12 protein-coding genes are annotated in these 12,937 nt (G+C 72.0%); 9 read left to right on the top strand and 3 right to left on the bottom strand.

Annotated elements, in window-relative coordinates:
• Window positions 1–144: 144 nt before the first annotated feature.
• From ABZE72_RS04345 to ABZE72_RS04310, 8 genes are all read left to right on the top strand, one after another.
• Window positions 145–951: a TIGR03084 family metal-binding protein gene (locus ABZE72_RS04345; protein ID WP_372727792.1), complete on the top strand. Its 807-nt coding sequence runs from the start codon at window positions 145–147 to the stop codon at window positions 949–951.
• A complete protein-coding gene (locus ABZE72_RS04340) occupies window positions 948–2,669 on the top strand; it encodes an acyclic terpene utilization AtuA family protein (RefSeq protein ID WP_372727791.1) in 1,722 nt (573 codons plus the stop codon). The genes ABZE72_RS04345 and ABZE72_RS04340 overlap by 4 nt, the downstream gene beginning before the upstream one ends.
• The gene (locus ABZE72_RS04335; protein WP_372727790.1) at window positions 2,666–3,829 is read left to right on the top strand and encodes an acyl-CoA dehydrogenase family protein; all 1,164 of its coding nucleotides are present in this window, start codon (window positions 2,666–2,668) and stop codon (window positions 3,827–3,829) included. The genes ABZE72_RS04340 and ABZE72_RS04335 overlap by 4 nt, the downstream gene beginning before the upstream one ends.
• Before the next feature lie 76 nt (window positions 3,830–3,905).
• A complete protein-coding gene (locus tag ABZE72_RS04330) occupies window positions 3,906–4,376 on the top strand; it encodes an SRPBCC family protein (RefSeq protein ID WP_372727789.1) in 471 nt (156 codons plus the stop codon).
• Window positions 4,377–4,417: 41 nt separating this feature from the next.
• A complete protein-coding gene (locus ABZE72_RS04325) occupies window positions 4,418–5,986 on the top strand; it encodes an acyl-CoA carboxylase subunit beta (protein ID WP_372727793.1) in 1,569 nt (522 codons plus the stop codon).
• A 5-nt stretch (window positions 5,987–5,991) separates the two neighbouring features.
• Window positions 5,992–7,911: a biotin carboxylase N-terminal domain-containing protein gene (locus ABZE72_RS04320; protein WP_372727788.1), complete on the top strand. Its 1,920-nt coding sequence runs from the start codon at window positions 5,992–5,994 to the stop codon at window positions 7,909–7,911.
• Entirely contained in the window at window positions 7,908–9,080 is a 1,173-nt protein-coding gene (locus ABZE72_RS04315; RefSeq protein WP_372727787.1) for an acyl-CoA dehydrogenase family protein, read from the top strand. Before ABZE72_RS04320 ends, ABZE72_RS04315 begins: the two co-directional genes overlap by 4 nt.
• 92 nt (window positions 9,081–9,172) lie before the next feature.
• A complete protein-coding gene (locus ABZE72_RS04310) occupies window positions 9,173–10,126 on the top strand; it encodes a YihY/virulence factor BrkB family protein (protein WP_372727786.1) in 954 nt (317 codons plus the stop codon).
• A 4-nt stretch (window positions 10,127–10,130) separates the two neighbouring features.
• On the opposite strand, the gene ABZE72_RS04305 is transcribed toward ABZE72_RS04310, so the two are convergent.
• Window positions 10,131–10,892: a tyrosine-protein phosphatase gene (locus ABZE72_RS04305; RefSeq protein ID WP_372727785.1), complete on the bottom strand. Its 762-nt coding sequence runs from the start codon at window positions 10,890–10,892 to the stop codon at window positions 10,131–10,133.
• Window positions 10,893–10,909: 17 nt separating this feature from the next.
• Window positions 10,910–11,494: a protein-L-isoaspartate O-methyltransferase gene (locus ABZE72_RS04300; protein WP_372727784.1), complete on the bottom strand. Its 585-nt coding sequence runs from the start codon at window positions 11,492–11,494 to the stop codon at window positions 10,910–10,912.
• A 74-nt stretch (window positions 11,495–11,568) separates the two neighbouring features.
• Here ABZE72_RS04300 and ABZE72_RS04295 point away from each other — a divergent pair, with 74 nt between their 5' ends.
• Window positions 11,569–11,964 (top strand): PLD nuclease N-terminal domain-containing protein, encoded by a 396-nt coding sequence (locus ABZE72_RS04295; RefSeq protein WP_372727783.1) that lies wholly within the window; start codon window positions 11,569–11,571, stop codon window positions 11,962–11,964.
• Window positions 11,965–12,066: 102 nt separating this feature from the next.
• On the opposite strand, the gene ABZE72_RS04290 is transcribed toward ABZE72_RS04295, so the two are convergent.
• A complete protein-coding gene (locus ABZE72_RS04290; RefSeq protein WP_372727782.1) occupies window positions 12,067–12,861 on the bottom strand; it encodes a DUF1295 domain-containing protein in 795 nt (264 codons plus the stop codon).
• Window positions 12,862–12,937: the final 76 nt, after the last annotated feature.

The raw sequence follows: 12,937 nt of genomic DNA, 5'->3' as shown, positions 1-12,937 counted from the left end.
CATCCGGGAGCTCGTGCAGGCCACCCTCGACCTGGTCCGCGGCCTCGGCCTCGCGGCCACCATCACCGACGACGCCCGCCGCCGCGGTCGGATCCTCGACCAATGGGCCGACACCCTCGACCTCGCCCTGACCCAGGAGTCCTGATGTCCGAACTGCTCGACGCCCTGCTCGCCGACCTCAAGGCCGAGGGGGACCAGCTCTGGAGCGTGGTCTCCGGTCTCGACGAGGAGGCCTGGGCCACGCCCACGCCCGCCCCCGGTTGGGACATCTCCACCCAGATCGGCCACCTGCTCTGGACCGACGAGGTGGCCGCTGTCGCCGCCACCGACAAGGAGGCCTGGGACGCGCTGGTGCTCCAGGCGATCGCCGACCCCGAGGGCTTCGTCGACGCCGGTGCCCTCGAGGTCGGCCGGATGAAGCCGGCCGCGCTGCTCGCCCGCTGGGGGGCCGCCCGGGAGGGCCTCGGCGTGGCCCTGCGGGCGATCCCCGAGGGCCAGAAGCTGCCGTGGTTCGGTCCGCCGATGTCGCCGGCCTCGATGGCCACCGCGCGCTACATGGAGACCTGGGCGCACGCCCTCGACGTCTACGACACCCTCGGCATCGAGCCCCAGATCACCGACCGGATCAAGCACGTGGCCCACCTCGGGGTGCGCACCCGCAACTTCGCCTTCTCCGTGCACGAGCTCGAGGCGCCGGCCGAGGAGTTCCGGATCGAGCTGACCGCGCCCTCGGGCGAGCTCTGGACCTGGGGCCCCGAGGACGCCGCGCAGCGGGTGACCGGGTCGGCGTACGACTTCTGCCTGCTGGTCACCCAGCGTCGGCACCGCGACGACACCGACCTGGTGGCCGTCGGCGAGGACGCCGAGCGCTGGCTCGGCATCGCCCAGGCCTTCGCCGGCCCGCCGGGACCCGGCCGCGAGCCCGCCGGCTCCGGAGAAGGCTCCGCATGAGCGTGCTCCGGATCGGCAACTGCTCCGGCTTCTACGGGGACCGGCTCAGTGCCATGCGCGAGATGCTCGAGGGCTCCGCCGACGGGCACGGCCTCGACGTCCTGACCGGCGACTACCTGGCCGAGCTGACCATGCTGATCCTCGGCAAGGACACGATGAAGGACCCCTCGCTGGGCTACGCCCGCACCTTCGTGCGCCAGGTCGAGGAGTCGCTCGGCACCGCGCTGGAGAACGGTGTGAGGCTGGTCGCGAACGCCGGCGGCCTCAACCCGGCCGGCCTGGCCGAGAGGCTCCGCGAGGTCGCCCGCGGCCTGGGTCTCGACCCGGCCATCGCGCACGTCGAGGGCGACGACCTGCGCCCGCTCGGCCTGTACGACGGTGCCCTGACCGCGAACGCCTACCTGGGCGGCTTCGGGATCGCACGCGCGCTGGACGCCGGCGCCGACATCGTGGTCACCGGCCGGGTCACCGACGCCTCGCTGGTCCTCGGGCCGGCCGTCGCCCACTTCGGCTGGTCGCCCACGTCGTACGACGAGCTGGCCGGCGCGGTGGTGGCCGGCCACGTCCTGGAGTGCGGCACCCAGGCCACCGGTGGCAACTTCTCCGGCTTCCGGTCGCTGCCGCACACCGGGCAGCCGCTGGGCTACCCGCTCGCCGAGATCGCGGCCGACGGCTCCTGCGTGATCACCAAGCAGGACGGCACCGGCGGTGCCGTCACCCGGGACACCGTGACCGCCCAGCTGGTCTACGAGATCCAGTCCACGCGCTACCTGGGCCCCGACGTCACCACGCTGCTCGACACCGTCGAGCTGAGCCAGGTCGGGCCCGACCGGGTGGCGATCCGCGGTGTCCGCGGCGAGGCGCCGCCCGAGCAGCTCAAGGTCTGCGTCAACGAGCTGGGCGGGTTCCGGAACACCGTCGAGCTGGTGCTCACCGGCCTCGACATCGACGCCAAGGCGGACTGGGTGCGCGAGCAGCTCACGCCGGCCCTGCGCGCGCAGAGCGTCACCTGGACCCGGACCGCGCTGCCGATGCCCGACGCGGACACCGAGGAGGGCGCCTCCTGCCTGCTGCGCTGCACGGTGAAGGACCCCGCCCCCGAGCCGGTCGGCAAGGCCTTCACCGGCCCGGCGGTCGAGCTCGCCCTGGCCTCCTACCCCGGGTTCACGATGACCGGCCCGCCCGGACCGGCCACGCCGTACGGCGTCTACCGCGCGGCGTACGTCGACCGGGGCCGGGTGGAGCACGCGGTCGTGCATGCCGACGGCAGCCGGGAACGGATCGCCGACCCCACCGAGTTCAGCCAGGTCGACAGCCACGCCGGCACCCGGCCCTCGCCGTACCCGGCGCCGGCCGACCAGCTCAACCGCAGGATGCCGCTGGGCACCTTCGTGCACGCCCGCTCCGGGGACAAGGGCGGGGACGCCAACCTCGGCCTCTGGGTCTCCCACGACGCCCCCGACGCCGCGACGTACGACGCCCGGGTGACCTGGCTGTGCAAGCTGATCACCCCCAAGAAGATCCGCGAGCTGCTGCCCGAGACCGCCGACCTCGACGTCGAGGTCTTCCTGCTGCCCAACCTGGGCGCGGTCAACGTGCTGGTCCACGGGCTGCTGGGTGAGGGCGTCGCCGCCTCGACCCGTTTCGACCCGCAGGCCAAGGGGCTGGGCGAGTGGGCCCGTTCCCGGATGGTGCACATCCAGGAGGCGCTGCTGTGAACCCCGTCGTCGATCCCGCCGTGACCGACACCCGCGAGGCGCGCGACGCGATCCGGGCCAGCGCGGCGGAGTTCGTCCGCCGCGAGGTCGCCCCGCACCTGCAGGAGTGGGAGGACGCCCAGTCCGTGCCGCGCGAGCTGCACCGGGCAGCCGCCCGGCAGGGCCTGCTCGGCATCTCCTTCCCCGAGGACGTCGGCGGCGAGGGCGGCGACCTGCTCGACTCGGTCGCGATGCAGGAGGGCTGCTTCTCCGCCGGTGCCTCGAGCGGGCTGATGGCGGCTCTCTTCACCGGTGGGATCGCGCTGCCGCACATGGCGGCGAACGGCTCGGCCGACCTGGTCGACCGGTTCGTCCGACCCACCCTGGCCGGCGAGACGATCGGCTCCCTGGCCATCACCGAGCCCGGCGGCGGCTCGGACGTCGCCGGCATCCGGACCACCGCGGTCCGCGACGGCGACCACTACGTCGTCAACGGCGCCAAGACCTTCATCACCTCCGGCGTCCGGGCCGACTTCGTCACCACGGCCGTCCGTACCGGCGGTCCGGGCCACGCCGGCGTCTCCCTGCTCGTCATCGAGAAGGGAACGCCCGGCTTCACCGTCGACCGCACCCTGACCAAGATGGGCTGGCACTGCTCGGACACCGCGCAGCTGGCCTTCGTCGACGTCCGGGTGCCGGTGGCGAACCTGGTCGGCGCCGAGAACTCCGGCTTCGTGCAGATCGCCGAGCAGTTCGTGGTGGAGCGGATCTCGCTGGCCGTGCACGCCTACGGCATCGCGGACCGCTCCCTGGAGCTGACCGCGGCCTACTGTCGCGAGCGCGAGACCTTCGGCAAGCCGCTGATCGCCAACCAGGTGGTCCGGCACAAGCTGGTCGAGATGCGTCGACAGGTCGAGGTCGCCCGGACCTACACCCGCGAGATCGCGGCCCGGCACGCCGCCGGCGAGAACGTGATCGCCGAAGCCTGCCTGGCCAAGCAGACCGCGGTCGACTGCGCGACGTACGTTTGCGACCAGGCGGTCCAGCTGCACGGCGGCACCGGCTACCTGCACGGCACCGAGGTGGAGCGGCACTACCGCGACGCCCGGATCCTGCCGATCGGTGGCGGCGCCACCGAGGTGCTGACCGACCTGGCCGCGAAGCTGCTCGGCTACACCTGATGACCCCGCACTTGACCCTGCCCCTGACCCTGCCCTTGATCCCGATCCTGCTGATCACCGAACGAGAGGACCACTGATGGCGCTGCTGCGACCGATGACCGGAGAGGTCACGATGACCATGGCCGCCACCCCCGAGGAGGTGTGGGACCTGGTCAGTGACGTGACCCGGATCGGGGAGTTCTCCCCGGAGACCTTCGAGGCCAAGTGGACCCGCGGGTCGACCGGGCCCGAGGTGGGTGCGACCTTCGCCGGCCACGTGAAGCGCAACGGCGTCGGACCGACGTACTGGTCGCTGTGCACGGTGACCAAGTGCGTGCCGCAGGAGCTCTTCGAGTTCGCCGTGGGGACCGCCTCGGTCACCGTCAACAACTGGGGCTACCGGCTCGAGGCCGACGGTGCCGGGACCCGGGTCACCGAGTACTTCCGGCTCGAGCCGGCGCTGCCGATGCGGCTGTACTGGACGCTGCTCGGCGCACTGCGCGGCCGCACCAACGAGCGCGGCATGCGCACCACGCTGGAACGGATGAAGGCGGTGCTGGAGGCGTGAGCCAGCCCCAGGAGCAGGCGCCGGCCGGCAACCGGGCAGCGATGCTCGCCAAGCTGGCCGAGCTCGATGCCGAGCAGGCCAAGGCGGTCGCCGGCGGCGGCGAGAAGTCCGTGGCCCGGCACCACGCCCGCGGCAAGCTGATGCCGCGGGAGCGGATCGAGCTGCTGATCGACGAGGGCTCGGCCTTCCTCGAGCTCTCGCCGCTGGCCGGCTGGGGGTCCGACTTCACCGTCGGCGCCAGCGTGGTCACCGGTATCGGGGTGATCGAGGGCGTCGAGTGCATGATCACCGCGAACGACCCCTCGGTGAAGGGCGGCGCCTCGAACCCGTGGACGGTCAAGAAGATCTTCCGGGCCTCCCAGATCGCCGAGGAGAACCGGCTGCCCACCGTGTCGCTGGTGGAGTCCGGCGGCGCGGACCTGCCCACCCAGAAGGAGATCTTCATCCCCGGCGGGCGGCTCTTCCGCGACATCACCCGGTCGTCCGCGGCCAAGACGCCGACCGTGGCGCTTGTCTTCGGCAACTCCACCGCCGGCGGCGCCTACGTGCCCGGGATGAGCGACTACACCGTGATGGTGCGCGAGCAGGCCAAGGTCTTCCTGGGAGGTCCGCCGCTGGTGAAGATGGCCACCGGCGAGGAGTCCGACGACGAGTCCCTGGGCGGTGCCGAGATGCACGCCCGGACCTCCGGACTGGCCGACTACCTCGCCGAGGACGAGCGCGACGCGCTGCGGATCGGCCGCCGGATCGTCGCCCGCCTCAACTGGCGCAAGGCGCGGCCCGAGGCCGAACGGACCTCCCCGGAGCAGACGTACGCCGAGCCGGACGCCGACCCCGACGGCCTGCTCGACCTGATCCCGACCGACCTCAAGGAGCCGTTCGACCCGCGCGAGGTGATCGCCCGGATCTGCGACGGCACCAGCGAGCAGAACGCGGTGCCCTTCGACGAGTTCAAGCCCCTCTACGGCACCTCGCTGGTCACCGGCTGGGCGCGACTGCACGGCCGCCCGATCGGGATCCTGGCCAACGCCCAGGGCGTGCTCTTCTCCGAGGAGGCCCAGAAGGCGACGCAGTTCATCCAGCTCGCCAACCAGATCGACGTGCCGCTGCTGTTCCTGCACAACACCACCGGCTACATGGTCGGCAAGGAGTACGAGCAGGGCGGGATCATCAAGCACGGCGCGATGATGATCAACGCGGTCAGCAACTCCACGGTCCCGCACCTGAGCGTGGTGATGGGAGCGTCGTACGGTGCCGGCAACTACGGCATGAACGGGCGCGCCTTCGACCCGCGCTTCCTGTTCACCTGGCCGTCGGCGAAGTCGGCCGTGATGGGTCCGGCCCAGCTCGCCGGCGTGCTCTCGATCGTCGCCCGCGCGGCCGCCGAGGCCAAGGGGGCGCCGTACGACGAGGAGGCGGACGCCGGCATGAAGGCGTTCATCGAGGCCTCCGTCGAGGAGCAGAGCCTGCCGTTCTTCCTCTCCGGGATGTTGTACGACGACGGCGTCATCGACCCCCGCGACACCCGCACCGTCCTGGGCATCTGCCTCTCCGTGATCGACAACGCAGCCTTCAGCGGCACCGACCGCTTCGGCGTCTTCAGGATGTGAGCCCGATGACGATCACCCGACTCCTCGTCGCCAACCGTGGCGAGATCGCCAGCCGGGTCTTCGCGACCTGTCGCGCCCTCGGCATCGAGACCGTGGCCGTGCACTCCGACGCCGACGCCGGCCTGCCGTTCGTCGCCGAGGCCGACCACGCGGTCGCGCTGCCCGGGAACGCGCCCTCGGAGACCTACCTGCGCATCGACCTGGTGCTGGAGGCCGCCCGTCGCAGCGGCGCCGACGCCGTCCACCCCGGCTACGGCTTCCTCTCCGAGAACGCCGACTTCGCCCGGGCGGTGATCGAGGCCGGCCTGACCTGGGTGGGTCCGGCGCCGGAGTCGATCGAGTCGATGGGCTCCAAGATCGCGGCCAAGGAGCTGATGGCTGCCGCCGGCGTACCCGTGCTGGCCAACCACACCGCCGACTCCGCAGGCGAGACCGACCTGCCGCTGCTGGTGAAGGCCTCCGCCGGCGGCGGCGGCCGCGGGATGCGGATCGTGCGCACCCTGGCCGAGCTGCCCGGAGAGATCGAGAAGGCCCGGGCCGAGGCGCTCTCGGCCTTCGGCGACGGCACCGTCTTCGTCGAGCCGTACGTCGAGACCGGGCGGCACGTCGAGGTCCAGGTCGTCGGCCACGCCGACGGCGTCCTGGTGCTGGGCGAGCGGGACTGCTCGATCCAGCGCCGCCACCAGAAGGTGGTCGAGGAGTCGCCCGCCCCCGGGCTCTCGGAGCAGACCCGCACCGCCCTGCACGAGGCGGCGCGCGCCGCCGCGGCGGCGATCTCGTACGTCGGCGCCGGCACCGTCGAGTTCCTGGTGGACGCCGCCGACACGTCGCGGTTCTGGTTCCTGGAGATGAACACCCGGCTCCAGGTCGAGCACCCGGTGACCGAGCTGGTGCACGGTGTCGACCTGGTCGAGCTGCAGCTGGCGGTGGCCGAGGGCCGCCCGGTGCCGAACGTGGAGTCCCCACCCGAGGGGCACGCGATCGAGGTCCGGCTCTACGCCGAGGACCCGGCCGCCGACTGGCAGCCGCAGAGCGGTCGGCTGACCCGTTTCGAGATCCCGGTGGGCGAGGGGGTGCGGCTGGACTCCGGCTTCACGAGCGGCAGCGAGGTCTCCACGCACTACGACGCGATGCTCGCCAAGGTGATCTCGTGGGCGCCGACCCGTGAGCAGGCAGCCCGTCGGCTCGCCGGGGCGCTGACCCGGGGCCGGATCCACGGGCTCACCACCAACCGGGACCTGCTCGTCGACATCCTGCGCGACCCCGGCTTCCTGGCCGGCGAGGTCAGCACCGCGTTCCTCGCGGGCCGCTCGATCGACCCGCCGGTGCGCGACCGGCAGGCGGCCGCGACGGCCGCCGCGATCGCCCTTGCCGAGCGTGGCCGCGCCGCCCGGACCGTCCAGCGCGGAGCGCCGGTCGCCTGGCGCAACGTGGTCTCCCAGCCCCAGCTGACCGAGTTCGCCCTGGACGGGGTCGAGGAGAGCCTCGCCGTCGCCTGGTTCGGCGGTCGCGACGGCTACCGCGTCGACGGGTACGACGTGCTCACCGCGAGCAGCGACCGGGTGCAGCTGCGCGCCGACGGCGTCGCCACGACGTACGACGTGACGGTGAGCGGGGGCGTGGTCGACGTGGACTCGCCGGGCGGGCACGTCCGGCTGACCCGGGTGCCGCGGTTCACCGACCCGGCGGACGCGATCGCCAGCGGCTCGCTGCTCGCGCCCATGCCCGGCACGGTCGTCAGCGTCGCGGTCGAGGTCGGCGACGAGGTCGCCGCCGGTCAGACCGTGCTGGTGCTGGAAGCCATGAAGATGCAGCACACCGTGAGTGCGCCGTACGCCGGCGTGGTCAGCCAGCTCGACGTGCGGGCCGGCGCCCAGGTGGCGTCCGGCGACGTCCTCGCCGTAGTAGAAGGAGAAGAGTCATGAGCGACACCCAGGTCCCGTTCACCGAGTCCGAGGAGCGTCGGGCGCTGCGGCGGGAGGTGGCCCGGCTCGCCAAGGGCTTCGGCCGCGACTACTTCACCGCGCAGGCGCGCAGCGGGGGCAAGACCACCGACCTGTGGCTGGAGATCGGGAAGAACGGCTACCTCGGCGTCAACATCCCCGAGGAGTACGGCGGCGGGGGCGGCGGCATCGGGGACGTCGCCGCGGTCTGCGAGGAGCTGGCGGCCCAGGGCTGCCCGCTGCTGATGATGGTGGTGAGCCCGGCGATCTGCGGCACCGTGATCAGCCGCTACGGCACCGAGGAGCAGAAGCGCCGGTGGCTGCCCGGCATCGCCGACGGCACCGGCACGATGGCCTTCGCGATCACCGAGCCGGACGCCGGCACGAACTCGCACAACATCACCACCACCGCCAAGCGCGACGGCGACGAGTGGGTGTTGAAGGGTCGCAAGATCTACATCTCGGGCCTCGACGAGGCCGACAACGTCCTGGTGGTGGCTCGCACCGAGGATGCGAAAACCGGCAAGCTCAAGCCCTGCCTGTTCGTGGTGCCCACGGACGCGGCCGGCTTCGAGTTCACCCCGATCCCGATGGAGATCGTCTCGCCCGAGGCGCAGTTCCAGGTCTTCATCGACGACGTCCGGCTGCCGGCCGACGCCCTGGTCGGTGACGAGGACGCCGGGCTCGTGCAGCTCTTCGCGGGTCTCAACCCGGAGCGGATCCTGGCGGCGTCGTTCGCCACCGGGCTGGCCCGGTTCGCGCTCGACCGGGCCACCGCGTACGCCAAGGAGCGGACCGTCTTCAAGGACCCGATCGGTGCGCACCAGGCGATCGCGCACCCGTTGGCGCAGTCGCACATCGAGATCGAGCTGGCGCGGCTGATGACCCAGAAGGCCGCGGCGCTCTACGACGCCGGCGACGACATGGCGGCCGGCGAGGCCGCCAACATGGCCAAGTACGCCGCCGCCGAGGCCGCCTGCGACGCGGCCGACCGAGCGGTGCAGACCCATGGTGGCAATGGGATCACCCAGGAGTACGGCATGGCCGGGCTGCTGGTGGCCACCCGTGCCGGCCGGATCGCGCCGATCAGTCGCGAGATGATCCTCAACTTCGTCGCGATGCACTCCCTGGGGCTGCCGAAGTCCTACTGAACCCGGTGGCCGAGGGGCGCGACCGCTAGCGTGGCGACGTGGGAGTCGTGGCCAGGGCCGATCGGGCGCAACGGTCCCACCCTGTGCTCGGGGTGCCGATCGCGGTCATCTACAAGTACTTCGACGACCAGGGCAACTACCTGGCGGCGACGATCACCTACTACGCCTTCATCGCGATCTTCCCGCTGCTGCTGCTGGCCTCGTCGATCTTCGGCTTCATCCTGCAGGGGCGCCCCGACCTGGAGGCCCAGGTGCTCAACTCGGCGCTGGGGCAGTTCCCGATCATCGGCGACCAGCTCGGGCGCCCCGAGGGGCTGCGCGGATCGACCGCCGGGGTGGTCGTGGGTGCGCTGGCCGCGGTCTACGGGTCCCTGGGCGTCGGCCAGGCCTCGCAGAACGCGATGAACGTGGCCTGGTCGGTGCCCCGCAACAGCCGGCCGAACCCGTTCCTGCTGCGGCTCAAGAGCCTCCTGCTGGTGATCTTCGCCGGTACCTCGGTCGTGGCGATCTCGGTGGTCTCGGCGCTGATCAGCACGACCGAGACCTTCGGGGTCGCCTTCGACGGCACGATCCGCTGGCTGGTCGTGGCGCTCACCGTGCTGGTCAACACGGTCGTGCTGACCTGGCTGTTCCGGTTGGCCGCGGCCCGCCACCACCACGTCAGCCGGGCGGCGCCAGGTGCGCTCGCGGTGGCGCTGATGTGGCAGGTCCTGCAGTGGAGCGGCGCCTTCTACGCGACCCGGGTGCTCAGCGGGACCTCCACGATGAACCAGACCTTCGGGCTGGTGCTCGGGCTGATCGGCATCATCTACATCGCCGCGGTGATGGCGGTGCTCGGCATCGAGATCAACGTGGTGACCGGGCGCCGGCTCTGGCCGCGCGCCCTGTTGACGCCGTTCACCGACCACGTGGACCTGACCGAGGCGGACCGGCGCGCCTACACCGGCTACGCCGAGGCCATGCGGCACAAGGGGTTCGAGCGCGTCGAGGTGAGTTTCCACGACGACGCCGACGAGCCGGACGCGTCGGGCCCACCGCCGTACTGACGACTCAGGCGGGTCCGCGCAGCCGCCGTCGCAGCTGCTCGCGAGCGGCGTCGGTGAGCCCCAGGCCGGCGGACAGGTAGGCGTCCAGGTCGCCGTACGACGTGGCGACGGCGGCGTAGGCGGTGTCGAGGTAGCCGGGGTCGGCCACGAAGAGCGGCTCGAAGACCGCGACCCGGTCGGCGCCGAAGGCGGCCTCCACCATCGTCAGGTACCGGTTGCGGGTGGCGTGGGCGTAGTCGTTGGTCAGCAGGTAGTCGGCCAGGATGACGTCCTCGGCCACGCCCGCGACGTGCAGGAGCAGGGCGGCCGCCCATCCCGAACGGTCCTTGCCGGTGGTGCAGTGGAAGAGTTGCGGGCCGTCGTGGGTGGCCAGATGGGTGAGGAACGCGCCGTACTGGGTGCGCGACCGGACGTCCTCGACGAACCCGCGGTAGACCCGCTGCATCAGCGCCTCGGCGTCGGCGCGGTCCGCGAGCTCCAGGGCGTCGTCCATGGGGATGCCGGAGACGTCGAAGTGGTGCCAGCCGGCGCCCGGGACGACGGCGTCGGGCAGGGCCTCGATCTCGTCCCGGGTGCGCAGGTCCAGCACGCCCCGCAGCCCCATGCCGCTGAGCACGAGCAGGTCCTCGGCGCTGAGCTGCAGGTCGTTGGAGCGGTAGAGGACGCCGGGGCGGACGTGGCCGCCGTCCGTGGTCGGGTAGCCCGCACCCGGACCGGCGACGTCACGGAAGTTGTCGGCCGTGACCAGGCGGGGCGGGGGGTGCACCCGCCGAAGCATACGGATCACCGACCCCGGTCAGACATCCTCGACCGCAGCGGTACGAACCGGTAGCTGCCGTGCTCGGTGACCGAGCGCTCCCCGGTCTCGTCGGGAGCGATGACCAGGAGCGTGCCGCGGACCGGGATCACCATCCGACCGTCCGCGGCCAGCTGCTCGACCAGCTCCATCGGCAGGGTCTCGGGCTCGGCGGAGACCAGGATCCGGTCGTACGGCGCCTCGTCCGGCCGGCCCAGGACTGCGGGGTCGGCCAGCTCGATCCTCGCCCAGGGGCGGTCGGCAGCGGCGAGGTTGGCCGCCCCGAAGTCGGCCAGGTCCGGCTCGAGCTCGAGTCCCAGGACGCTGCCCGTGGGGCCGGTGAGCTCGGCCAGCAGTGCGGTCGTCCAGCCGGAGCCGGAGCCGACGTCCAGCACCCGCTGGCCGGGCCGGACGTCGAGGAGACGGAGCATCGCCGCGACCGTGCGTGGCTGGGAGTTGGTCTGGCCGTGGCCGATCTCGAGCGGGCCGTCGTACTCCTCCCGGCCGCGATGCCGGCTCGGCAGGTAGGCAACTCTCGGCTGCGCCCGGAACGCAGCCTCGACGGCGTCCATGCTTCGAGTTTCCCACGTCCCGGGGCGCTGTGAAATGTTTCCGTTGCAGCGATCTGGGGCGCACACTGCTCGGTGTGATCAAGCTGCAACTGCTGCTGGCCGTCGTGACCTTCGCACTCTCGGTCTACTGCCTGGTCGAGGTGATCAGCACCTCGGACGACAGGACCCGGAACCTGCCCAAGCTGGGCTGGCTCTTGGTGGTGCTGTTCTTCCCGCTGGTGGGTTCGGTGGCGTGGCTGGTCGCCGGTCGACCCCAGGACGGGACCCGTCGGGTGTCGCGGCGGCGTCCGTCGAGCCGGCCCCCGTCGTACGAGCAGCCGGGGCGGTTGACGCCGCCGGACCCGGTGAAGGACGCGGAGTTCCTGCGCCAGGTGCGCGAACGTGCCGAGGAGCAGCGGCGTCGGCACGAACAGGCGCGCCGGGAGCGCGAGCGCACGACCGAGCCGGAGCCCGAGCCCGAGCAGGACTGACCCCCGATTTCCGCTGTAACGCGGGGTTATGGTCGCTGAACACGCCGCCTCAGGGGCACTCAGCGGCAAGAACACCGCGTTACAGCTGGTGGTGGCGGACGCTCAGCCGTGCCGACCGCGTGGCGGCAGCGGGAAGAAGAACGAGGTCCGCTCGGCGTACGCCGGGTAGCCCTCGCGCTGCATCATCGTCTTCTCCAGCAGCCGGGCACCCGTCGTGAACAGCAGGAAGTAGGTCATCGCCAGCGGCGCGATCACCGTCACCAGTCCGACCAGCCAGCCGGAGGCGAGGCCGCCGACCAGCCAGATCCCCCACCACACGCAGGCGTCGCCGAAATAGTTCGGGTGCCGGGTCCACGCCCAGAGTCCACGGTCCATCACGGGACCCCGGTCGGGGTCGGCCTTGTACGCCGCGAGCTGGGCGTCGCCGATCGACTCGAAGAGCAGGCCCACCAGCCACAGCGCCGACCCGGCGACGACCACGGGCCACCACTCGACGGTGCGTACGGCGCCGACCTGGACCGGCAGCGAGATCACCCAGAGCGCCACGCCCTGGACCAGGAACACCTTGCGCACCGCGACCGCGAAGCCGACCTCGGCGACGGGACCGCCCAGCATCGCCTCGTAGCGCGGGTCCTCGCCGTGGCCGACCGCTCGACGACGGATGTGCCAGGCCAGCCGCAGCCCCCACACGGAGACGAGGCCGAGCACCAGCCACCGTCGATCGTCACCGGCGTCGCCCGCGAGGGCCGTGGTCAGCGCGATGGCGACGAAGCCGAGGCCCCAGGCGATGTCGACGACGGCGACCCGCCCCAGGTGACGTGAGATCGCCGCGGTCAGCGTCATCACGAAGGCGGCGGTGGCCAGCCCGGTGAGCAGGATCAGCACGATGTCGGTCATGGTCGCCACCCTCGCACGTCCCGGTCGTCACGTCGTGCAGGTCGGACGCCGCGCACCTCGAGGCCCCCGCGCTCGA

The sequence above is a fragment of the Nocardioides sp. genome (genome assembly GCF_041600255.1).
In the GTDB taxonomy this organism is placed as follows: Bacteria; Actinomycetota; Actinomycetes; order Propionibacteriales; family Nocardioidaceae; genus Nocardioides.
This window is presented reverse-complemented; position numbering and strand designations above follow the sequence as displayed.